The sequence below is a fragment of the Campylobacter sp. BCW_6463 genome (assembly GCF_001762785.1).
Lineage (GTDB): Bacteria > Campylobacterota > Campylobacteria > Campylobacterales > Campylobacteraceae > Campylobacter_D > Campylobacter_D jejuni.
The window spans coordinates 61,258-82,733 of the sequence record NZ_MJXL01000048.1 but is presented as its reverse complement, the minus strand read 5'-3'; the positions used below and the strand labels follow the sequence as shown (position 1 = coordinate 82,733).

Below are 21,476 nucleotides of genomic sequence, written 5' to 3'. Positions count from 1 at the left end.
TTTTTCTCCTAATCATTTTTAACTTTTGCTTCATCTCTTAAATTCATGGTAATGCTTATATTTTTATTTTGCGGAGGATAAGTAATAAATTTACCTTTTTGACTTTCTAAAAATTCAGCCACTTTAGCATCATATAAAGGATTCCCACTTTTTTCAACTGAAGTATAGCCAAATTTTCCATTTTCATCAATAAAAATTTTTACCTTAACAGAAATTTTTTCACTATTTGGATAATACTGAGTCCATCTTTGAGTGATAATACGCACAACTTTCCCTAAAAATTCATCATAAATTCCAATCTTTTGCGCCTTTGTGCTTTCGCCTTGCGTTGAACTTTCTTCTTGAAGTAAACTATCATTAAGTTGTTTTACAAGTTCGGAAGCTTGAGGTTTTGGAGCACTAGAAATTCCTGATTTAGCACTTGATTGAATTTTTGTAGTCTTTTCTTCTTGTATTTCTTTAATATTTCCAAAAAGCTCATTAAAATTACTTGCCTTTTGGTCAATATCTTCAGTTTTAACTGTTTTATTTGTAGTCTGAGCAAAAAGTTTTTCTATATCAATTTGCTCTGTTGGTTTTTGTATTTCTTTAGGAGTGTTGCTTTGAGTAATAACTTGTTTTGATGGTTCAGTAAGTTCAATATCTACAAAACTATCTTTTATATCGGTATATTGTATAGCAGATTCAACCTCGCTTACAAGTCTAAAAAAAACAAGAATTACTATACTAATATATATTACTAAAGCAAGTAAAAACGAATTTAAATTACTCAAACCATAATTTTTCATGATTATTCAGTCTGTAAAGCAACTTTATTAAATCCTAAATTTTTTACACTTCTTAAGACTGAAATAACATCGTCATATTTTAAGCTTTTATCAGCGCGTATAAAAACTGGATCTTCGGTATTAAATTGTGCTTTTCTTTGAGCAAGATTGTCAGCAAAACTTATAAAATCGTATTTTTCTTGATTTAAAAAAATTTCTTTTTTTGCATTAATACTAATAATTAAACTCTTAACAGTTGGAGCGCTAGTATTTTTTTGACTACCTTGTGGAAGATTAATTTTTTCTTCATAAGTAATGCTTGGAGCTGTTACCATTAAAATCGCAAGCAATACAAGCATAATATCCACTAAAGGTGTGATATTAAGTTCAGGTTTTTCATCATCAAATGGCATTTTTAACCTTATTTACTCGAACTTATAACTTTAATCTCGCTATCAATAATGCTTAAAAGTTCGAAAGCTTTTCTTTTAATGATGAGATGAAATGTATAAGCAGGAATTGCCACTAAAATACCGCAACCTGTAGCAACTAAAGCCTCGCTGATTTTAGGAGCTATGATACTTAAAGAATTTTGAGTTCCAAGCCCACCAAAAGTTTCAAGTATAGAAATAACTGTCCCAAAAAGACCTATAAAAGGTGAAGTTGAAGCAATAATACTAAGCCAAGTAAGTCCAGCAGAAGCGCGACGACTTGCTAAATTTTTATAGATTTCTAAATGATTTGAAGTTGTATCATTGCATTTTCTTAAAATCGAATCAGTACGACTTAAATCCTTCTCACCCAAGAGCAAAGTTTCTAAACTTTCTTTTTCCTTATTTCTCCATGTAGCCAAATAAGTCAATCTAGCAAACAAAATACTAAACGCTAAAATAAAATATAAAGAAAGCCATAATAAAACTATATAAGTAATAATACTTGAACTATTGAAAAAATGAAATATAGCTTCAAAATTCATTAATGCATCCTTGCATTATCAAGTTTTGAAAAAGTTGCCGCTAAAGCTGCATTATCAGAACTCATAGATTTGATCAAATCTTTTGCTTGAGCAAGATTTTTTTCAATCTCACTTTCATCACTTCCGCAAACCCAAACCGCACCCTTTGCTAGCACGCAAATCTTATCTTCATCTACCTTTGCATGCCCAGCATCAATAGCAATTAATTCATGATTTAAATCAGCTTTTTCAATATCAATTACTCCAGATTTTAAAGAAGAAACCAAAGCAGCATGTCCTTTAAGCACGCCAAATTCTCCTTCACTACCCGGTAAAGTAACAGATTTTACTTCTCCTTGATAGATTACACCCAAAGGCGTAACTATCTCGAAATTAATCAAATCGTTCATAAATTAACCTTTTAATTTATCCGCTTTTGCAATAGCTTCATCTATATTTCCAACCATATAGAAAGCATTTTCTGGTAAATGATCATATTTACCTTCTAAAATTCCCTTAAATCCTGCTATTGTATCTTCAAGGCTTATATATTTTCCTGGGCTACCTGTGAAAACTTCTGCAACGAAAAATGGTTGTGATAAGAATTTTTCAATCTTTCTCGCTCTTTCAACTACAAGTTTATCCTCTTCGCTAAGCTCATCCATACCTAAAATGGCGATGATATCTTGTAAATCTTTGTATTTTTGAAGCACTGATTGAACACCACGAGCAACTTTATAATGTTCTTCTCCAATGATATTTGGGTCAAGCATTCTTGAAGTTGAGTCAAGTGGGTCAACTGCAGGATAAATACCCTTTTCAGCAATAGCTCTATTTAAAACCGTTGTAGCATCTAAGTGAGCAAAAACAGTTGCTGGAGCTGGGTCGGTTAAGTCATCAGCTGGAACGTAAACAGCTTGAACTGAAGTGATTGAGCCTTTTTTAGTTGAAGTAATTCTTTCTTGGAATTTACCCATTTCACTTGCTAAGGTTGGTTGATAACCCACAGCTGATGGAATTCTTCCTAAAAGTGCTGACATTTCAGAACCTGATTGTGAAAATCTAAAGATATTATCAATAAACATAAGCACATCAAGACCCATTTCATCTCTAAAATACTCAGCCATTGTTAAACCTGTTAAAGCAATACGATTTCTTGCCCCTGGTGGTTCATTCATTTGCCCATAACATAGAGCAACTTTGTCTAAAACATTGCTTTCTTTCATTTCATTATAAAGATCATTTCCTTCACGAGTTCTCTCACCCACACCTGCAAATACAGAATAGCCGCTATGCTTAAATGCAACATTGTGAATAAGCTCCATAATAATAACAGTCTTACCAACACCTGCACCGCCAAAAAGACCTACTTTACCACCTTTTGCATAAGGAGCAAGTAAATCCACAACTTTAATCCCTGTTTCAAAAATCTCACTTTTTGTGCTTTGATCTTCAAAAGCTGGTGGATCTCTATGAATCGCCCATTTTTTATCAAAAGAAATTTCTTCACCTTCATCGATCAAATCTCCAGTAACATTGAAAATTCTTCCTAAAACTTTCTCACCAACAGGAACACTAATAGGAGCACCTAAAGCCTCAGCTTTTAAGCCCCTTACCAAACCATCTGTCATATCCATAGCAATAGTTCTAACTCTATTATCTCCTAAATGAGCTGCTACTTCTAAAACAAGTTTATGTTTTTTTCCTTCGCTTTCAAAATTTACAACAATTGCTTCATTAATTTGAGGTAAATAGTCGTTAAAATCTACATCAACAACCGGACCTAATACCTGTGAAATAAATCCTTGCATTATTTATCTTCTCCTTAAAATTTACTATTTCATTGATTCAACACCACTGATAATTTCTATAAGCTCAGTAGTAATAGATTCTTGTCTTGCTTTGTTATAAGCTAAATTTAGTTGTTTCACTCTTGCCTTTGCGTTATTAGTTGCATTATCCATAGCTTGCATTCTTGCGCTATGCTCTGCCGCCAAAGAATCGATTAACGCATAATACATATTATACTCAAAATACGTTTTCATTAAATCTTCTAAAAGCTCAGTTCCTTCCGGTTCAAGCTCTAAAAGAGAATTATGAGTCTGTTCAATACTCTTTGGTTCAACTGGAATAAGATGATTAATTTTAAGTTCTTGGGTAATCATATTTTTATAACCATTATGAACTAAAATCACTTCATCTGTATTTCCATTTAAAAAATCATCTACAGCAGCATGAATTACTTCACATGCTTTCTCATAGTCAGGACTAGAACTAAGATGGAAATATTTCTCTAACAATTCTATTTTTTGAAAATTAAAATATTCAATCCCAGTTTTACCTATAGCTCTAAGACGAATATTAATATTTTTTGCTTCATATTCTTTTAGCATTTCACTTACTGTTTTTAAAGTCTTAATATTAAAACCACCGCATAAGCCTTTATCTGCAGTGATAAATATTAAATCTACGGTTTTAATTTGTTCTTTTTTATGAAACAAAGATAAACACACATCATCTTCATTGTGAACAATTTTATTGATCTGAAATGAAATTTCACTCAAAATTTCATCGAGTTTTTGTGCATAAATTTTTGATCTTTTAGCTGCTTCTTCTGCTTTTTTTAACTTAGCAGTAGAAACTAGCTTCATAGCATTTGTAGTCTTTTGAGTGTTATGAACACTTTTAATTTTTCTTTTAATTTCTTTTAAATTAGACATAAAAGACCTTATAAATGATTTGCTTTAAACTCATTAATGGCTTTAGCTAGTTTTTCTTCCAAATCAGAATCTAAAGCTTTTTTAGAGCGAATTTGCTCAAAAATATCTGGATGTTTTGCCTCAATAAAAGGATAAATTCCATCTTCAAATTCCTTAATTCTAGAAACAGCAATATCATCTAAGAAACCTTTGGTTCCTGCAAAAATTAAAACTACTTGTTTTTCAACGCTAAGCGGAGAATAAGGTGGTTGTTTTAAGAGTTCAACCATTCTTTGTCCACGTTCAAGTTGTTTTCTACTTGCCTCATCTAAATCACTAGCAAATTGTGCAAAAGCTTGAAGCTCTCTATATTGAGCAAGGTCAAGTCTTAATGTGCCTGAAACTTGTTTTGTAGCTTTAATTTGAGCAGCCCCACCTACACGAGATACTGATAAACCAACATTAATTGCAGGACGAATTCCTGAGTTAAATAAATCAGTTTCTAAGAAAATTTGTCCATCTGTAATTGAAATAACATTAGTTGGAATATAAGCAGAAACATCTCCTGCTTGTGTTTCAATTATCGGCAATGCCGTCAAAGAACCAGCACCTAATTCATCATTTAGCTTGCTTGCTCTTTCAAGCAATCTTGAATGAAGGTAAAAAACATCGCCTGGATAAGCTTCACGACCTGGAGGACGACGTAAAATCAAAGACATTTCGCGATAAGCTACAGCATGCTTGCTCAAATCATCATAAACAATTAAAGCATGTTTTGCGTTGTCTCTAAAAAATTCACCCATGGTTACACCAGTATATGGAGCTAAGTACTGTAAAGCCGCAGGATCTGAAGCGCCGGCATTTACAACAATAGTATATTCCATAGCACCATGTTCTTCTAGTCTTTTAACCACTTGTGCCACTGTACTTTGCTTTTGACCAATTGCAACATATATACAGATAACTCCTTGACCTCTTTGAGATATAATAGTATCAACAGCAACAGTAGTTTTACCTGTTTGTCTATCGCCTATGATAAGCTCTCTTTGACCACGACCAATTGGCACAAGTGCATCAATAGCTTTAATTCCTGTATGTAAAGGCTCATGAACACTTTTTCTCGCCATAATACCTTTTGCTTTTTCTTCAACAAAACGATATTCATTAGCATTGATCACACCTTTAGCATCAATTGGCTCACCTAAAGCATTTACAACACGGCCAATCAAAGCCTCACCTACTGGAACTTTAAGTAACTTCTTAAGTCTTTTTACAGAAGCACCTTCTTTTAAACCTTCTCCTTTTCCAAGTATAACAATACCTACACTCGACTCTTCAAGGTTTAAGGCCATTCCTTTATCACCATTTTCAAATTCTACCATTTCTCCAGCCATAATATTCTTAAGTCCATATACCTTAGCAACACCATCAGCTACAGAAATAATTTTTCCTGTTTCTTCAATTTCAAGATTTAAATCAAAATTTTCAATTCTTTCTTTGATTATTGAACTGATCTCATCAGCTTTAAATTTCATTTACTTTTTCTCCTTAGATAATTTTCAATATATATTCGTTTAGCTTATTTTGAAGAGCTTTCATAGAAAAAGAAAGTTCATAACCTAATTCTTCTAATTCTATTTTAACACTATCATCTTGACTGATTTTATTGATTAATTTAATATTTGCATCAAATTTTTTGTTAAGTTTTACTTCAAGATCTTTAAGATTTTCTTGACTTAATTTTTCTTTAGAATACACAATACCAACAAAAATATTTTCTTTAAAAGCTTTTTGTCTTTCAAGTTCTTTAACTATTTGAGGAATGTATTCTAATCTTGAATTTTCAATCAAAAGTCTTAAAAAATTTTGAAAACTAGAATTTTTAATATCAAAAAAAGAATCAAGAAATTCCATTTTTCTTTCTTTTTTAATCTCGTTAGATTCTATAACATTTTTAAATTTCGGCAAAACAAAAGCAGAATTTAAAATACACAAATTCTGATAAAAATCATTTATATCAGCTCTTGAAGCTATCGCTTTTGCATATCTTCTTGCAATTATATTCTCCATATTTAAGATACCTTCTTCATCATAAGTTCTATTATTTCACTCTGTTTTAATGTCATATTTGGATCAGAAAAAATTTCGTTTAAAGTATTTGATACTAATTCTTTTTCCATTTTTCTAAATTCATAATCTTTCTGTTCCTCGAAATGTTTTTGAAGTAAATCCAACTCATCTTGAGTTTCTTTCTTAATATTTTGAACTAAGATTTCAGCTTCTTTTTTTGCTGTAACTAAAGCAGCAGCAGCATTTGCTTTCGCTTCTTCAAGTTTTTTCATCGTATCTAATTTCTTAGCTTTACTTTCTAAAAGTTTTTTTTGAATTTCATCAAGCTTAGAAGAAATTTTTACAATACGGTTTTTGTAAAAATTTTTAAATGGAGTTGCAACAAAATAATACAATATAGCCACAAAAATTAGAAAATTAATAGTCCTTGGAATAATATCATATTCTCCACTACCATTTGATGCACCAAAGGCATACAAAGGTAGCAAAAATATAATAAAGAATAACTTACTCATTTCTCTCCTCTTAAATTTTCTTTATGTTATTTTGCAAAGCCTGCTTAAGCTCAGGTAAATGTATGTTTAAATGTTCTTGCAACTCTTTTCTTTGAACAGCTAAATCTGCATAAAAGCTGGCCATTTTTCGTTCTAATTCTTCTTTTTTGCTTCTAAGAATTTGCTCTGCCTCTTCTTTAGCAACAGCTATAGCACTTTGTTTAATTTTTTGAATTTCTTCTCTAGTGTTAATATGAATAGCTTCTAGTTCATCATTCACACCTAAAACTTCTTGAGAATTTTCTTTTACTTTATTCTCATCATTTTTTATAGAATCATTTCTTTCATCCATAAATTTTAAAAGCGGCTTATACAGCATACTATTTAAAATAACTATCATAGCTAAAAAAATAGCCATAGTAGCAAGCATTATGGAAGGATGCATATCTTCAAACATAATTCTCCTTGGTTAGAATTTTTGAAGGACTATTCTACCATAAAAAAGCTAAGATTTTGGTTAAAACTTTTCAAGCATTTTGATTAATTTTTTAATTTTATCAATATTTTCTAAATGAATTACAAAATCATTATTTTTATTTTTGCAGTCAAATCCAAAGCGATTTAGTATGTGTTTTAATTTCTTTATTTCATCTTCAAATTCTTGATTAGGTAAGCTTTCATTATTTTTTATTTTTTTAACTATTTTTTCGGTATCTCTAACATTAAGTTTTTGACCTATTATACTATCAACCAACATTTTTTCATCTTTTTGATCTAAACCAACTAAAACTTTAGCATGACCCTGAGAAATTTTTCCAGAAGCAATCAACTCTTGAGTTCTAATATCTAAATTCAGAAGTCTTAAAGTATTTGTTATTTGAGTACGAGACTTATGAATAAGTTCTGCTAAATTCTCTTGAGTAATTTTATGAACTTGCATCAAATCCTTATAAGAATTAGCAAGCTCAATAGGGTTTAAATTCTCTCTTTGTATATTTTCAATAAGAGCCAATTCTCTAAGCTTATTCTCATCAATATCAGCAATAAAAGCTAGAATTTCTTTTTTTCCTAATGCTTTCACCGCTCTTAAGCGACGTTCTCCAGCAATTAAAATAAATTTACTATTTTTTTTAAATACAATAATAGGCTGAATAAGCCCAAATTCTTTGATAGAATTAGCAAGCTCATCTAAAGCTTCTTGATCAAAATTCTTTCTTGGCTGAAATGGATTGGGTGAAATTTGATCAATTTCTATCATAGTGCTTTGATTTTTATCAAAACCCAATTCTTTACTATAAACAGTATCCATATCACTGATTAAACTGCTTAAACCCCTATCTTTATTTAACCCCATCATAATTATCCTAATATAGAATACGCCAAATTTTGATAAGCAACAGAACCTGGCGATTTAATATCATAAAGAATTATAGGCTTTCCAAAACTTGGACTTTCTGCAAGCTTTACATTGCGAGGGATCACAATAAAGTCATCTTCGTTTCCATTAATAGTAAAAAGTTGTTTTTTAAAATTTTGTTTCAAATCATCTACAACATCTTTAGAAAGATTATTTTGAGAGCTATACATTGTCGGTAAAAATCCACGAACCCTGAGTTTAGAATTAATAGTTTTTTTGATAATTTTAATTGTATTTAAAACCATAGCTACACCCTCAAGCGCATAAAATTCACACTGTATAGGGATAATTACACTATCGCTTGCTGCAAAAGCATTTATAGTAATACTTCCAAGAGCAGGTGGAGAATCAATAATAATAAAATCATACTCATCAATCACTTCTTGAATTTGATTTTTAAGCAGCATTTTTTTTTCATTATTTTCACCTTTAGCAAGCTCTTGTTCTATACCTACAAGACCTATATTTGAAGGAGCTAAATGAAGTTGTGGCAATTCTGTTTTTAAAATAATATCTGAAAGCTTTTTTCTTCCTATAAAAACATGGTAAATATTATACTCATAATTATTACGATTAAAACCAAGTCCTGTAGTCGCATTAGCTTGCGGATCAACATCGATCAAAAGTACTTTTTTTTCAGCCACAGCCAAAGAAGCAGCTAAATTTACTGCTGTTGTAGTCTTTCCTACTCCACCTTTTTGATTTGCTATTGTAATAATTTCGCTCATCTTAAACTATACACCCTTTTATCACCTAGTAAAATTGAACCATCTTCATACAAAAAAGAATTTTCAAGTGAAAAAACTTTACCTTCATGATGGACGCTAAATTTTCTTGATTTTTCAAATTCTAACATATACTTGCTAAAAATATTCTTCCATAAATTTTTTTTTTCTACTTTTTGCAAAAACTCACTCACTAAATCTTTAAGCGAAATTTCTATATCACAAAAAGCTGTATTTTGGGGTGCAAATTTAAGATTTAAACCCATACCACCTATGATAAAATTTGAAATTTTAGCACTTATAACCCCTCCAGCTTTTTTATCATCTAAATATAAATCGTTAGGCCATTTAAGCCAAATTTTAGAACCTTTTTCTTGTAAAACTTCTTTAAGTAAATAAGCAAAATAAATACTCACAGAAGCTAAAGGTAAATCTTTTGGCAAGTCTTCTTCTTTAATACAAAAAGAAAGATGTAAATTTCCTTTAGAGCTCTGCCAAGAATTTTCCCTACTTCCAACTCCATTTGTTTGTTCTAAAGCATAAATAGCAAAATTTCCATCAATCTTTCCATTGCGTATTTGCTTGCATAAAAAAAGATGAGTTGAGTCTATACTTTCAACACAAACTATCTTCACTTTTAAGCCTTTTTCCATTTAAATAAGTCCTACCATCAAGAGCTTTTTTTCCACTTTCTTGAAGTTTTTTAATACGCAAAACTCCTTGTTTGCAAGCAAGCAAAAAACTTTCTTTTTCCAATTCTAAAATTTCACCCATCTTAGCATTTTGTTTTAATTCATCCACAAGTTCAAGCTCTAAGAATTTAAGTCCATTTTCCAAAAAAACTCCAGGCCAAGGAGTAAAAGCTAGATATTTTTGATAAAGTTCTCTTGCATTTTGCAAATTTATAAGTCCATCTTCTTTTTTGATTTTTCTACAAAGTGTTGCTAGACTTTCCTCTTGTTTTTTAGGGGTGATTTTATCAAAATTTAAAAGAGTAGTGAGGATGAGCTTAGCGGCCAAATTTGCTAAAAGTTCAAAAACTTCACTTGAATTTTTATCTTTTATATCACACTCTAAGCTTTCAAGTATAGCACCTGTATCAAGCCCTTCTTCCATGAGCATGGTGCAAACTCCACTTTTTTCATCTTTGTTTAAAATCGCACTTTGGATCGGACTGGCACCGCGGTATTTTGGAAGTAAAGAAGCATGCAAATTCACACAAGGTGCTAAATCCAAAATGGCTTTAGGTAAAATTTTTCCATAGGCAGCAACCACGATAAAATCAGGATTTAAATCCTTAATCTCTCTTATAATATTTTCATCTTTTAAAGAACTTGGAGTAAAAATAGGAATACTAGGATAATTTTGACTTAAAAAAGCCTTAGTATCACTTGGAGTTAAAATTTGCTTTCTACCTACGGCTTTATCAGGCTGGGTAAAAAGTGCTACGAGTTTAAAATTTTCATTTTCTACTAGTGCTTTTAAAATACAAGTTGCATAAGATGGAGTACCCATAAAAATAATTTTTTTCATTTTTTCGCTTTATGTGAAATTAAAAGTTTTAATTATAACTTATTTGATTTTAAAAGAGAATTTAATAAATTAATCACTCAAACAAAGTTCCACCTATCTGTTTATCTTCTAATAAAAATGTCTTTGCCGCACTTAAATCAAATCCACTTGCTAAAAACATTTTTTTATTGTGTTCAAGTAAAAATTTAGCTGCCTTAAGTTTGGTTACTATACCACCCGTTCCGTGCTCACTACCTGTTTTTATGGTTGCTTGTAGCCATTCTTCTTTGATATGAGTGATTTTTTCTAAACGTTTTGCATCACTAAATTCACTAGGATTTTTATCATAAAATCCATCAATATCGCTTAAAATCACAAGCAAATCCGCATCAAAAAAATGCGCAGCATAAGCACTTAAGCTATCATTATCACCAAAGACAATTTCTTCTATAGCTGTAGCGTCATTTTCATTGATAATAGGCAAAATTCCTAAATTTATCATCATATCGATAGCATTTTTTGCGTGTTTGGTAGCTTTTCTAGAGTCAAAATCCTTGCCTGTAAGTAAAATTTGTCCGCCTAGTTTACCAAATTTGGCTAAAAGCTCGTTATAAACACTGATTAAAAAAGGTTGTCCAATAGCGGCTAAAACTTGTTTATTAATGAGGTTTTTTCTATCAATATCTAGTTTAGTGTGTCCTGCTGAAATCGCTGCTGAAGTTACTAAAATCACTTCATATTTTTCCATGAGTTTAGCTAAAAATGCGACTAAATTTTTAAGACGCTCAAAACTTAAAGTGTTTTCTTCACTAATCACATGAGAACCCACTTTAACAACTATTCTTTTCATGCTTATTCCTTGAAAAATTTTTATAATTTTAGCCAAAATTTCATATAAACTAGTTATTGTTTGAAAAAATAGGGAGTGTTTGAAACTTTTAATATAAAACACTTCCTAGATTGTTAAAATTTTTATTTGTTATTTCTTAAAGTTTTAATTTCTTCTAAAAGCATGAATTTAAGTTCTTTAAGTCCTGTTTTTTCAAGACTTGAGACTTTGATTAAAAAGCTTTGCGGATTATTTATTTCTTTGAGATAATTTTCTAACTCATTAATGTTTAAAGCAATTTGCTCGGCAAATTCTTCTCCTAAACTAACACTATCACTTTTTGAAATCATGATGCCAAATTTACGCCCAAAAAGTTCATTGGAAAATTTTTCAAGTTCTTTTCTTAGTACTATAAATTGTTCTTTTAAAGGCATTTGCCTCATAGGATCTAGCACGAAAAGTAAAAAGCTCGTTCTTTCTATGTGCTTTAAAAAGGCAAGTCCTAAGCCTTTACCCCCACTTGCTCCTTCGATAATCCCTGGAATATCAGCCATAACAAAGGAATTATACTCATCTACATCCACGAGTCCAAGTTTTGGAGTAAGGGTGGTAAATTCATAATTTGCAATTTCAGGTTTTGCATTTGAAACAATGCTTATAAGAGTAGATTTTCCCACATTTGGAAAGCCCACAAGCCCTACATCGGCAATAAGTTTAAGCTCAAGTCTGACTAAGCGACTTTCTCCTTTTATACCAGGTTGTGCGTAATCGGGGCGTTGATTAGTGGCGTGTTTAAAATGAGTGTTGCCAAGTCCGCCTTTTCCACCTTTTAAAAAAAGCTCTCTTTGTCCTTCTTTGGTAAGATCGAGTAAAATTTCATTAGTTTGCGCATCGATAACTTGCGTTCCTTCGGGCACTATAAGTTCTAAATTTTCACCCTTTTTGCCATTTTTATTGCGCCCCATTCCACCAGCACCATTTTGTGCGCGTAATTCTCTTTTGCCTTTGAAATTTACAAGAGTGTGGGTATTATTATCACATACGAAAATAATATCACCACCATTTCCACCATCTCCTCCATCAGGGCCACCAAGTGGAACATGTTTTTCACGGCGAAAACTTACAGCACCTTTGCCGCCATCGCCTGAAGCTAAAGTAATTTTAACACTATCAATAAACATTTAAATTGCCTTTGACTTTAAATTTATAAAGCTAAATTTGAGTAAATAAAAGAAGTTAAATTTATAAATTTAAAGTTTTCAAGACGCTAAAAAAGCGTCCTGAAAACTTATGCAGGATATACAGAAACTTTTTTTCTGTCTTTGTCTTTTCTTTCGAATTTTACAAAACCATCAATTAGAGCAAAGATAGTATGATCTTTTCCCATACCTACATTGTTACCTGCATGAGTTGCAGTTCCTCTTTGGCGGATGATGATATTTCCAGCTCTAACAAACTCGCCACCAAATTTTTTAACACCTAAACGACGACCTATAGAATCGCGGTTATTTTGAGTTGAACCTTGACCTTTCTTGTGTGCCATTCTTTACTCCTTAAGCTTTGATATCTTTTACTACAACGCGAGTAAATTGTCTTCTAAAACCGCGTTTGAGTTTAGAATCTTTTCTGCGTCTTTTTTTGTAAATCACAACTTTTTTATCTTTTCCGTGATTGATCACTTCTAAAACAACTTTTGCACCTGCTACGAAAGGCGCACCTACCTTTAATTCTTTATCATTGATAGCAAGAACTTCGCTTACTTCAATACTTGCTTTGCTTTCAGCTTCAAAGTGATCTAGTTTTAGCTCATCGCCAACACTTACTTTGTATTGCTTTCCGCTGTGTTTGATAATAGCATACATTGCTTTTCCTTATAAATTGGTAGTACCATAAAGCACCGCAATAACGGATTTAAAAGCTTTAGTGGTTTAATAGAATTTTGATTTTACAAAATTTTTCTTTAATTTTTGATGAATTTAAGAAAGGATTTAGAGTTTGAGAAAAATCAAACTCTAAAAATTTAAAAGCCTAGATTTACTCCGCCACCTTCTTGGGTTTCATAATTTGCATCACGACCTATAGTATAACCATTTCCACTATTGCTACCAATTAAAGGTCTACAAATATCGCCTACTTTTACACTACCTTCTGTGATTTTTGCATAAGAAAGTTTAGGGCTTGTGCGAGTGATTTCAATACTTCCTGTTTTGCTTTCTACTCTTCCTGTATTTTCTTTTGTATAAGCATCTTTTATAACCTTCCCAAGAGCAAAACATTCATAAATATCACCTTGATTTAAGCTTTGAGAAAATACTACTTCATTGTTTTCAACGCTTGCAACTTTCAAAGGATAAATTGCATTTAAAATATCTCCTGCAATACGATTTGCAATTTGTTTGAGTGCAGCTTCATTGGCACTAAGGCTATCGTCTTTAATGCTAACTTTCATACTTAAAGTATTAGAAAATTTAATTTGTCTTGTAGCAAATAAAAACACGCGATAATCTACGATAACTTCAATTTCAGTTTTGCTTTTTCCTGTTAAATTGCTTGTTTTTTGCTTACCTTCAAGTCCTGAAATAGAAAACAATAAAATATAATCTGTTGCTAACACATTTTTAAGTTTATAAACTTCATCACTAGCTGCGTCGCCACTTTTGATTAAAGCTTTTTCCATTTCATAATAGCCACTAGAATCACGGTCTAAAACATTAAATTTACGACTTTGCAATAAATCAGAAATGATTTTTTGTTGCAAAGCTGAGCCTATACCTCTTTTTGCAACATCTGGAGTAGAATCAAAAACAGTAATACTTCTTCTATTATCTGCACTTAAACCTGGAGCTTGATACTTTTTTGTTGTTGTGGTTTTAAAAATCGTTACATTGGCTGTATATTTACCATTTACATCTTGTTCAACACTATTGATTTCATAAGTATCGGCTCTACCTTTGGTGGCTTTTGAAATTTGCTCGCTGTAATTATCTTGTATGTTTGAACCTGAATTATCAGTTGAAACGCTAGTGTTAGATTTCTTAAGAGAATTGATGCTTACTCCGCTCATTTTTCCTATAGCTTCTATAATGGCATTGTTTATCGCATCTTCCCTAGTCAAGCCTGTGCCTTCGCCTGTGCTTGATTTTGTTGAAGTTGTGGTTATAACTTTAGCATTAAGACTTAGACTTAAAAATAAGCCTAAAAAAAGAATTTTAATTATTTTCATCTTTTACCTTTAAAAATCATCCATGCTATTTACAACATTAGAGCTTCTTTGTATGCTAGAAGATTTTTTAGCTTCATTTTTTGTTGTATTTGACTTTGAATTTAAAGCCTCATTTGTGTTAGCTAAATTTTCATAAGAATAAAATCTCACAGCTCCTACATATTCAATACCATTTTCACTTGTATAGCTCCATTTTTTAAGAGTACGAATACCACGAATTTTACCGCTTGCACTTGCTTTTATTTTACTACTTACTTTGTCAATAATATTTGTTATGTTTTGAGTTTGTTCTTGAGTGGAACTATCATTAACATTAATACTTTGTTTGATAATTTCCTCGTAAGTATCACCAGTTGTTCTTTCATCTTTAAGACTTAAATTTGTATTAATAAACTCTATAATAGCAGCATCAGCCATAGTAAGTGCTGTTTCTTTGGCTCTATCTTCTAAAATATTTGTTTTTTTAGCATTGCTAGGATCTGCTACATAACCCCAGTTTCCATAACTTAAAATAATAGGCGCACCATTTTCATCATAAACTAAGCGAATTCCATATTCATTTAAAAAGCCTTTTGTATCTTTTGGCAGATACTCACTTATTGCCTTGCCTTTACCCTTAATAGCACTCTGTCTTGCTAGTGCCATATCTTTTGCTAATTGGCGAGTTTTATTGGAAATAACAGCAATAACACCTACATCATACTCACCTCTTCTTTGTGTAACTATAGTTTGCACAGGAACAAGTCCACTCATAGAACCTATGGCATTTGTCATAGTTTTATTAAGAAATTCTTGCTTTAATAAAGTCTTTTTTCTGTCTTCGCTTAAAGAATTTGTATCTATACCTAAATCTTTTAATGCCTTATCAAGCTGAGCACCAGCTAATTGTGTAAGTTTATTTAAAATTTGATCAACCTTATCACCTTTTGGCAATTCATCAAATTCCTTAGCATTAGTAGAATTATCTGCTTCATAATTTTGAATCTTGCTTGTAGCAATTCTTCCAAAAGCATCTCTTATAAATTCGCTTTGTAAATTTAACATTGCTTTTTGATAAGCATTTTGTAAAGCTTGTGCAAATTGTGGATCAGTATCATTTACAGCAACAGTACTTTTTCCCGTATAAAAAGTTTTTCCATCTTTGGTTATACCATATTCTATACCGAAATTATCGGCAAATTCTTCAAAAAAATCTTCAATTGATTTTGGGGTAATATCCTTAGTACTTGCATCAGACATTTCATTTTGAGTATTTATATCTTGTTGTGTAATTTCTACAGGCTGGGAACCTTGTGCATAAAGTAAACTTGCCATAACTAAAGAGCCAATAAATAATATTTTTTTCATTTCATATCCTTTTAAAAATCATAAAAAAAGCTCAAGCTAAACACTTGAGCTAAAAATTTTATTCATAAATTAATTTTTATTTTACCAAGTAACTGATTTACTAGAACCAGTTTTATCAATAGTTTGCTCATCTTCCCAATAAACTAAACCTGATGTTAAATCAGTAAGTCTTAGTAAGAAAAAGTATTCTACTTGAGTTTTACCATTGCTAAGTTTTACATTATCTTGTCTAATTTTACCCGCAAGAGAAAAATCAGGCGATACCAATGTCCCTTTTTTTGCTATGGTTTTTTGATTAAACTCATCATTATCTCTTAATTCTCTTACATCTTCACTCATGCTATCAAGCGCTCCGCCTGCAGCAACTGCCGAAGTTAGAACAAATTTACCTGATTTTCTTAATGCAGAAGTGATTTTTGCGGTGAGTTTTTCAGTATCGATTCTTTGCGGGGTATCATTCACAACCCTACCAATAGCAATAACCTTTCTTGTACCTGGTTTAATATTTGCAAAAGCAGGATCGCTTAACATACTATTTATCATAGTTTCAGCTGCACTTTCAAAATCTTGTCTATCAAGACCCAAGGTTAAAGCATCGCCTTTTTTTACCTGACTTGCCTTTCCATCTGTATAAGCTGTTTGCGCACAACCACTAAAAAGCAAAGCTCCAATAAGAGCTGTTCCTAAAATTTTTGTTTTTTTCATGATTTATCCTTCCTAAAATGAGATTAATTTTTTGCTTTAATTTCTAATCTAAAATCCTTCGCTCTTGTATCAGATGCAAGTTTACGAAGAATTACCTCTTGTCCTGCTGGAATTCTAAGGGCTTGATAATCCTCATTTAAAACATCTCTTAGCACAAAACCATCTTTATCTAACCAATCTACTTTATAAATTACATCTTTAGCAAAAGTACTGCGTAAAATCACTTCAAATTCTAAATAACCATTGCTATTTATACGCTTTTGAAATTGTTTTACTAAACTTTTTGGTAAATTTGAACCTAAAATTACAGTATTTTGATTTGAATTTATTTGATAACTTGGTGCACAAGCACTAAGTAAAAACATTAAAATAAATAAAATAATTTTTTTCATCTTTTAGCCTTATTTTTCCATGATAGCAACACTTGCAGGTAAATACGGAGCAAAAGAACGCACTACAACAAGAGCATTTTTATTTTTATCCAATGATTTTTGAAACAAAATATTGCCTTGTGGATCTTTGATTTCTAAATTTCCGTCGTTTTCTATTGTTGCTATGGCAATACTTTTTGGTAAACCTCTCCAAGAACGCACATCAGCTTTGTTGGTTGCAGCAGTTGCTACTGCTGTTGCAAGACTTAGCCATCCACCTGTAGAGTCATTATTTGCAACAGCTACATTTAAAGTGGTTTTAATTATAGTTTGAGCTAAGGCTTTAGCAATCATTGCAGGCATATTTATTTTAAATTCAGTAGCGACAATATTGTCTAAATCTACAAAATCATTTGTATTTTGACCATTTATATTTAAATTTGCAAAAGAAGCTTCCCTTTTTTTCAAGGTTTGTAAAGCAATATTTGTGCTAATAATTTTTTTATCCACTATAAAAGGTAAGGTTAAAGCAAATTCATCCTTAACTACACCAAATCCATTTTCATAAACTACAAAAACATATTTTTTAGCTTTTTTGACTTTTATTTTTGTGGCATATTCTTTAAAAATTTTAGCCTCTTTTTTGATAGTTTTATTTTTTGGATAAATAATAGCTACTTCTCTAAATAAATCTGCAGCTTTTCTATAATCTTTATCCATAAAGAAAAATATTGAAGCAAGATAAGTCGCATAAGGATTTATGAAATTTTTTGTTGTATCAAACTCTTTAAATAAGTTATCGTATTGTGCTTCTATAACTTTTGAGTTTTCATTCATATTTTTATCATAATTTTTATCTTCTTTTGCCTTATCTAAATCAGCACGATTTTTCTCAATTTCTTTAGCAAAATATTCTTTTGCCTTATCTTGACGCATTAAAGCACGATTAAACTCAACTCTTGCATTTTCATAATCATCTTCTTCCATATAGTTTAGAGCTTTATATATATTAACCATAATTCTTTCATATAAAGAACCATCATAATCAACTATAGTATCATTAAGCAAGGTTGTACCAACAAATTTAGCTGCTTTAGAGCCTACATTTTCTAAATCCACATCATATTTATAAGATTCTTCCACAGCATCAAAAAATACATTACTTTTGTTAAAATCACCACAATTTCTAGCAATCAAACCTGCATTTAATCCTGTATAAATGACATCATCATTTTTTTTAATTTTTTCTAAATTTTGATTGAAAAAATCATCACCACAATATTTTTGTGTTAAAGCATTTTCAAATGTTGTATTTTGTTTAACCTGATTAACACAAGCTGTTAAAAAAAGGCAAACAATACCTGAAAAAATCAACCCAACTTTTATCTTCATTAAATTCCTTTCTTAAAGAAAATTAAAAATGAATATTATAGCGTAGTATATACTTAAAAACTAATGAAAAAATTTTCACCCTAGGAGAAAAACCTAGGGTTTGATTTAAATAAGCATAGGAGCTAATACAAAGCCTAATGCTACAGCAATTGCAATAGCTAAAACTCCTGGTATAAAGAAAGAGTGATTAAATATAAATTTACCAATTCTAGTCGTTCCTGTATCATCCATTTGCACAGCGCCAAGTAAGGTTGGATAAGTTGGAAGCACAAAAAGTGCTGAAACTGCTGCAAAACAAGCTACAAGCATATAAGAATCATGCGGATTTGTTGCTGAAATTCCTAAAGCGGTGATAATTACAGGTACAATGGCCTTTGCGGTTGCTGCTTGAGAATATAAAAGCATACTTGCAAAGAAAAATGCAACTGCTAACATAGCAGGGGTTTGTTTAACCCAGTCGCCTGCTACTTCTTTAATAGAAGCTTCGTGTCCTGCAACAAAAGTATTTCCAAGCCATGCTACACCAAAAACACAAACACAAGCAGTCATACCACTTTTAAATACACTGGTATCAAGAATTTTACCTGGTTCAACTTTACAAAGCCAAGTGATCAAAGTTGCTGCAGTAAGTAAAAAGCTCATAATAGCTGCATCTCTTGGAACCACAACAGGATCAATCCATTTAATATTACTTGAAATTGCAGTTGCATAAAGTACAACTGCCAAAACAGTGATCAAGAAAATTCCTACTGAAAGTTTAGCACCTGGTTTATCTTCACCATGTAAAATAGCTCCTGCATCTTTAACAAGTCCTGCTTTTAAGCGTTCTTGATAAACGCTATCTTTGCTTAAATCCATAGGAGTGATTAAACTCACTATAAAAGCTGTAAGCATACAAGCTATAAAAGTTGTACCGATCCAAATTCCAATTAAAGTTGGATAATTCCATCCAAGTGGCTCTAAAACGCCGCTCATATAAACCACAGCTGCACTTACAGGAGAAGCAGTGATTCCAATTTGCGAAGAAACAACCATTAATGAAAGTGGAACACTAGGTTTTATGTTTTGAGATTTTGCAACATCAACTACAACAGGCATTAAAGAAAATACTGCATTTCCTGTTCCTGCTAAGATTGTAAGCAACCATCCACAAGCTGGAGCTAAATAATTTATAAATTTAGGGCTTGATCTTAAAATTTTTTCTGTCACCCTTACCATATAATCAAGTCCACCTGCTTGTTGCATAGCAGAAATTGCTGCAATAGCTGCAGCAATAATTAAAATAACATCCCAAGGAATATTACCAGGTTTCATACCTAAAACAAGTCCTAGTATAACTACACCCAATCCTCCAGCATAACCTATAGCAATACCGCCTAGGCGAATACCGATAAAAATTGCCCCAAGAAGGACGATTACTTGCAAAATTATCATTATATCCATATTAAATCCTAAAATGCTATTTTTTAGCTTCCATGTGAGGATTTAGCATATTTGATGGTGTTAAAATTTCATCAATTTGTTCTTTACTTAAAAGCCCTCTTTCAAGCGCAATATCAGCCACTCTTTTTCCAGTGTTCATTGCCTCTTTAGCTATAGAAGCTGAATTTTCATAACCAATATAAGGATTTAAAGCTGTTACTATACCTACTGAATTATAGACAAAGTCTGAACAAATTTTTTCATTTGCAGTAATACCATCTATACATTTATCAGCTAAAGTATACATTGCTTTTTCTAGCATTACAATAGAATTAAATAAGCTATATGCTGCAACTGGTTCAAAAACATTAAGTTGTAATTGTCCACCCTCGCAAGCAAAAGTTACAGTTACATCTGCTCCAATAACAAAATAACAAACTTGATTAACTACTTCAGGAATAACAGGATTTACCTTACCTGGCATGATAGAACTACCTGGTTGCATTTTTGGAAGATTAATCTCATTAAGACCACATTTTGGACCACTACTTAAAAGTCTTAAGTCATTACATACTTTAGAAAGTTTTGTTGCAACACGTTTTAAAACACCTGAAATTTGTACATAAGCTCCCGTATCTTGAGTCGCCTCGATCAAATCCTCAGCCACAGTATATTCAAAACCTGTCACTTCTCTTATTTTTCTTTCTACAACCTTCGGATAATCAGGATGAGAATTAATTCCCGTTCCAATAGCAGTTCCACCCAAATTGATCTCTAAAATCAATTTTCTAGCTTCTAATACTCTTTGTATATCTTCACCTATCATTACGGCAAAAGTTTTAAATTCACGACCTAAAGTCATAGGTACAGCATCTTGCAGTTGGGTTCTACCCATTTTAAGAACATCTTTAAATTCTTCAGCTTTTCTCTCATAAGCTTTTTTCAGATGCTCCATAGCTTTTGCCAAATCACTTAAATAATCATGCAAGGCAAGGTGTAAAGCTGTAGGATAAGCATCATTAGTACTTTGGCTTAAATTAACATGATCATTTGGATGAAGATATTGGTATTCACCTTTTTTATGACCCATAAGTTCAAGTCCTATGTTTGCTATAACTTCATTAGCATTCATATTTGTACTTGTTCCAGCACCTCCTTGGATCATATCTACTACAAATTGATCATAATACCCGCCTTCTAAAATTTTATCACACGCTTTAATAATCGCATCTTGGATATTTTTATCCAAAAGACCTAATTCATGATTTGCCATAGCTGCAGCTTTTTTTACTCTAGCCAAAGCTCTAACAAAGCGAGGAAAATCTTTTAATCTATCATGAGAAATATCAAAATTTTCAACAGCTCTAAAAGTTTGCACTCCATAATAAACCTCATCAGAGATTTCCAATTCCCCAATAAAATCATGTTCTTTTCTTGTTCCCATTTTGAACCTTTCATAAAAAGTATTTTAATTTAAAATCAAAAATTTTTGATTTAAATCATAAAATAATGATATTGCATTTTTAGTTAATAATTGGTTAATAATTA

Annotated in this window: 25 protein-coding genes; all 25 read right to left on the bottom strand. The window is 31.4% G+C overall.

Annotated elements, in window-relative coordinates; translation table 11 throughout:
* Window positions 1-8 precede the first annotated feature (8 nt).
* The 25 genes from AJ884_RS05445 to aspA all read right to left on the bottom strand — a co-directional run bounded on the left by AJ884_RS05445 (window position 9) and on the right by aspA (window position 21,372).
* On the bottom strand, window positions 9-788 hold the full coding sequence (locus tag AJ884_RS05445) for a TonB C-terminal domain-containing protein (RefSeq protein ID WP_070286486.1): 780 nt from the start codon (window positions 786-788) through the stop codon (window positions 9-11).
* 2 nt (window positions 789-790) lie between these two features.
* On the bottom strand, window positions 791-1,180 hold the full coding sequence (locus AJ884_RS05440; RefSeq protein ID WP_002866730.1) for an ExbD/TolR family protein: 390 nt from the start codon (window positions 1,178-1,180) through the stop codon (window positions 791-793).
* A gap of 8 nt (window positions 1,181-1,188) precedes the next feature.
* Entirely contained in the window at window positions 1,189-1,743 is a 555-nt protein-coding gene (locus AJ884_RS05435) for a MotA/TolQ/ExbB proton channel family protein (RefSeq protein ID WP_002854361.1), read from the bottom strand.
* Window positions 1,743-2,132: an ATP synthase F1 subunit epsilon gene (gene atpC, locus AJ884_RS05430; RefSeq protein ID WP_002851752.1), complete on the bottom strand. Its 390-nt coding sequence runs from the start codon at window positions 2,130-2,132 to the stop codon at window positions 1,743-1,745. The genes AJ884_RS05435 and atpC overlap by 1 nt, the downstream gene beginning before the upstream one ends.
* 3 nt (window positions 2,133-2,135) lie before the next feature.
* Window positions 2,136-3,533: a F0F1 ATP synthase subunit beta gene (atpD, locus tag AJ884_RS05425; RefSeq protein ID WP_002852005.1), complete on the bottom strand. Its 1,398-nt coding sequence runs from the start codon at window positions 3,531-3,533 to the stop codon at window positions 2,136-2,138.
* A 24-nt stretch (window positions 3,534-3,557) separates the two neighbouring features.
* A complete protein-coding gene (atpG, locus tag AJ884_RS05420; protein WP_070286485.1) occupies window positions 3,558-4,442 on the bottom strand; it encodes an ATP synthase F1 subunit gamma in 885 nt (294 codons plus the stop codon).
* 8 nt (window positions 4,443-4,450) lie between these two features.
* Window positions 4,451-5,956 carry a F0F1 ATP synthase subunit alpha gene (gene atpA, locus AJ884_RS05415; protein WP_002851836.1) on the bottom strand — a complete coding sequence of 502 codons (1,506 nt, stop codon included), beginning with the start codon at window positions 5,954-5,956 and terminating at the stop codon, window positions 4,451-4,453.
* A gap of 13 nt (window positions 5,957-5,969) precedes the next feature.
* Window positions 5,970-6,491 carry a F0F1 ATP synthase subunit delta gene (locus AJ884_RS05410; protein ID WP_070233955.1) on the bottom strand — a complete coding sequence of 174 codons (522 nt, stop codon included), beginning with the start codon at window positions 6,489-6,491 and terminating at the stop codon, window positions 5,970-5,972.
* Between the two features lie 2 nt (window positions 6,492-6,493).
* Window positions 6,494-7,006 (bottom strand): F0F1 ATP synthase subunit B, encoded by a 513-nt coding sequence (locus AJ884_RS05405; protein ID WP_044779374.1) that lies wholly within the window; start codon window positions 7,004-7,006, stop codon window positions 6,494-6,496.
* 10 nt (window positions 7,007-7,016) lie between these two features.
* Window positions 7,017-7,442: a FoF1 ATP synthase subunit B' gene (locus tag AJ884_RS05400; protein ID WP_044779373.1), complete on the bottom strand. Its 426-nt coding sequence runs from the start codon at window positions 7,440-7,442 to the stop codon at window positions 7,017-7,019.
* 60 nt (window positions 7,443-7,502) lie between these two features.
* Window positions 7,503-8,339 (bottom strand): ParB/RepB/Spo0J family partition protein, encoded by an 837-nt coding sequence (locus tag AJ884_RS05395; RefSeq protein WP_044779401.1) that lies wholly within the window; start codon window positions 8,337-8,339, stop codon window positions 7,503-7,505.
* Window positions 8,340-8,344: 5 nt separating this feature from the next.
* On the bottom strand, window positions 8,345-9,130 hold the full coding sequence (locus AJ884_RS05390) for a ParA family protein (RefSeq protein ID WP_002851697.1): 786 nt from the start codon (window positions 9,128-9,130) through the stop codon (window positions 8,345-8,347).
* On the bottom strand, window positions 9,127-9,780 hold the full coding sequence (locus tag AJ884_RS05385; protein WP_002881382.1) for a biotin--[acetyl-CoA-carboxylase] ligase: 654 nt from the start codon (window positions 9,778-9,780) through the stop codon (window positions 9,127-9,129). Before AJ884_RS05385 ends, AJ884_RS05390 begins: the two co-directional genes overlap by 4 nt.
* Window positions 9,743-10,660 (bottom strand): methionyl-tRNA formyltransferase, encoded by a 918-nt coding sequence (fmt, locus tag AJ884_RS05380; protein WP_044779372.1) that lies wholly within the window; start codon window positions 10,658-10,660, stop codon window positions 9,743-9,745. Before fmt ends, AJ884_RS05385 begins: the two co-directional genes overlap by 38 nt.
* Before the next feature lie 73 nt (window positions 10,661-10,733).
* On the bottom strand, window positions 10,734-11,489 hold the full coding sequence (gene proB / locus AJ884_RS05375) for a glutamate 5-kinase (RefSeq protein WP_044779371.1): 756 nt from the start codon (window positions 11,487-11,489) through the stop codon (window positions 10,734-10,736).
* Window positions 11,490-11,611: 122 nt separating this feature from the next.
* Complete coding sequence (obgE, locus tag AJ884_RS05370; protein ID WP_044779370.1) at window positions 11,612-12,649, bottom strand: GTPase ObgE; 1,038 nt, start codon at window positions 12,647-12,649, stop codon at window positions 11,612-11,614.
* 107 nt (window positions 12,650-12,756) lie between these two features.
* A complete protein-coding gene (gene rpmA, locus AJ884_RS05365; protein WP_002800974.1) occupies window positions 12,757-13,011 on the bottom strand; it encodes a 50S ribosomal protein L27 in 255 nt (84 codons plus the stop codon).
* A gap of 10 nt (window positions 13,012-13,021) precedes the next feature.
* Window positions 13,022-13,330, bottom strand: a complete 309-nt coding sequence (gene rplU, locus AJ884_RS05360) for a 50S ribosomal protein L21 (RefSeq protein WP_002778820.1) — start codon at window positions 13,328-13,330, stop codon at window positions 13,022-13,024.
* 158 nt (window positions 13,331-13,488) lie between these two features.
* A complete protein-coding gene (locus AJ884_RS05355) occupies window positions 13,489-14,691 on the bottom strand; it encodes a CsgG/HfaB family protein (protein WP_070233957.1) in 1,203 nt (400 codons plus the stop codon).
* Between the two features lie 9 nt (window positions 14,692-14,700).
* The gene (locus AJ884_RS05350) at window positions 14,701-16,038 is read right to left on the bottom strand and encodes a DUF6844 domain-containing protein (RefSeq protein WP_070233960.1); all 1,338 of its coding nucleotides are present in this window, start codon (window positions 16,036-16,038) and stop codon (window positions 14,701-14,703) included.
* 81 nt (window positions 16,039-16,119) lie between these two features.
* Entirely contained in the window at window positions 16,120-16,743 is a 624-nt protein-coding gene (gene lpoB, locus AJ884_RS05345) for a penicillin-binding protein activator LpoB (RefSeq protein WP_002851945.1), read from the bottom strand.
* Window positions 16,744-16,766: 23 nt separating this feature from the next.
* Entirely contained in the window at window positions 16,767-17,135 is a 369-nt protein-coding gene (locus AJ884_RS05340; RefSeq protein WP_002881373.1) for a YcfL family protein, read from the bottom strand.
* A gap of 9 nt (window positions 17,136-17,144) precedes the next feature.
* On the bottom strand, window positions 17,145-18,506 hold the full coding sequence (locus AJ884_RS05335) for a COG3014 family protein (RefSeq protein ID WP_070233964.1): 1,362 nt from the start codon (window positions 18,504-18,506) through the stop codon (window positions 17,145-17,147).
* Between the two features lie 105 nt (window positions 18,507-18,611).
* Window positions 18,612-19,949 (bottom strand): anaerobic C4-dicarboxylate transporter, encoded by a 1,338-nt coding sequence (locus tag AJ884_RS05330; protein ID WP_044779367.1) that lies wholly within the window; start codon window positions 19,947-19,949, stop codon window positions 18,612-18,614.
* A 16-nt stretch (window positions 19,950-19,965) separates the two neighbouring features.
* The gene (gene aspA / locus AJ884_RS05325) at window positions 19,966-21,372 is read right to left on the bottom strand and encodes an aspartate ammonia-lyase (protein WP_002854440.1); all 1,407 of its coding nucleotides are present in this window, start codon (window positions 21,370-21,372) and stop codon (window positions 19,966-19,968) included.
* Window positions 21,373-21,476: the final 104 nt, after the last annotated feature.

Coding starts and splice junctions, on each gene's coding strand:
- AJ884_RS05445 (WP_070286486.1), bottom strand. CDS start 788: ATGAAAAATTATGGTTTGAGTAATTTAAATTCGTTTTTACTTGCTTTA.
- AJ884_RS05440 (WP_002866730.1), bottom strand. CDS start 1,180: ATGCCATTTGATGATGAAAAACCTGAACTTAATATCACACCTTTAGTG.
- AJ884_RS05435 (WP_002854361.1), bottom strand. CDS start 1,743: ATGAATTTTGAAGCTATATTTCATTTTTTCAATAGTTCAAGTATTATT.
- atpC (WP_002851752.1), bottom strand. CDS start 2,132: ATGAACGATTTGATTAATTTCGAGATAGTTACGCCTTTGGGTGTAATC.
- atpD (WP_002852005.1), bottom strand. CDS start 3,533: ATGCAAGGATTTATTTCACAGGTATTAGGTCCGGTTGTTGATGTAGAT.
- atpG (WP_070286485.1), bottom strand. CDS start 4,442: ATGTCTAATTTAAAAGAAATTAAAAGAAAAATTAAAAGTGTTCATAAC.
- atpA (WP_002851836.1), bottom strand. CDS start 5,956: ATGAAATTTAAAGCTGATGAGATCAGTTCAATAATCAAAGAAAGAATT.
- AJ884_RS05410 (WP_070233955.1), bottom strand. CDS start 6,491: ATGGAGAATATAATTGCAAGAAGATATGCAAAAGCGATAGCTTCAAGA.
- AJ884_RS05405 (WP_044779374.1), bottom strand. CDS start 7,006: ATGAGTAAGTTATTCTTTATTATATTTTTGCTACCTTTGTATGCCTTT.
- AJ884_RS05400 (WP_044779373.1), bottom strand. CDS start 7,442: ATGTTTGAAGATATGCATCCTTCCATAATGCTTGCTACTATGGCTATT.
- AJ884_RS05395 (WP_044779401.1), bottom strand. CDS start 8,339: ATGGGGTTAAATAAAGATAGGGGTTTAAGCAGTTTAATCAGTGATATG.
- AJ884_RS05390 (WP_002851697.1), bottom strand. CDS start 9,130: ATGAGCGAAATTATTACAATAGCAAATCAAAAAGGTGGAGTAGGAAAG.
- AJ884_RS05385 (WP_002881382.1), bottom strand. CDS start 9,780: ATGGAAAAAGGCTTAAAAGTGAAGATAGTTTGTGTTGAAAGTATAGAC.
- fmt (WP_044779372.1), bottom strand. CDS start 10,660: ATGAAAAAAATTATTTTTATGGGTACTCCATCTTATGCAACTTGTATT.
- proB (WP_044779371.1), bottom strand. CDS start 11,489: ATGAAAAGAATAGTTGTTAAAGTGGGTTCTCATGTGATTAGTGAAGAA.
- obgE (WP_044779370.1), bottom strand. CDS start 12,649: ATGTTTATTGATAGTGTTAAAATTACTTTAGCTTCAGGCGATGGCGGC.
- rpmA (WP_002800974.1), bottom strand. CDS start 13,011: ATGGCACACAAGAAAGGTCAAGGTTCAACTCAAAATAACCGCGATTCT.
- rplU (WP_002778820.1), bottom strand. CDS start 13,330: ATGTATGCTATTATCAAACACAGCGGAAAGCAATACAAAGTAAGTGTT.
- AJ884_RS05355 (WP_070233957.1), bottom strand. CDS start 14,691: ATGAAAATAATTAAAATTCTTTTTTTAGGCTTATTTTTAAGTCTAAGT.
- AJ884_RS05350 (WP_070233960.1), bottom strand. CDS start 16,038: ATGAAAAAAATATTATTTATTGGCTCTTTAGTTATGGCAAGTTTACTT.
- lpoB (WP_002851945.1), bottom strand. CDS start 16,743: ATGAAAAAAACAAAAATTTTAGGAACAGCTCTTATTGGAGCTTTGCTT.
- AJ884_RS05340 (WP_002881373.1), bottom strand. CDS start 17,135: ATGAAAAAAATTATTTTATTTATTTTAATGTTTTTACTTAGTGCTTGT.
- AJ884_RS05335 (WP_070233964.1), bottom strand. CDS start 18,506: ATGAAGATAAAAGTTGGGTTGATTTTTTCAGGTATTGTTTGCCTTTTT.
- AJ884_RS05330 (WP_044779367.1), bottom strand. CDS start 19,949: ATGGATATAATGATAATTTTGCAAGTAATCGTCCTTCTTGGGGCAATT.
- aspA (WP_002854440.1), bottom strand. CDS start 21,372: ATGGGAACAAGAAAAGAACATGATTTTATTGGGGAATTGGAAATCTCT.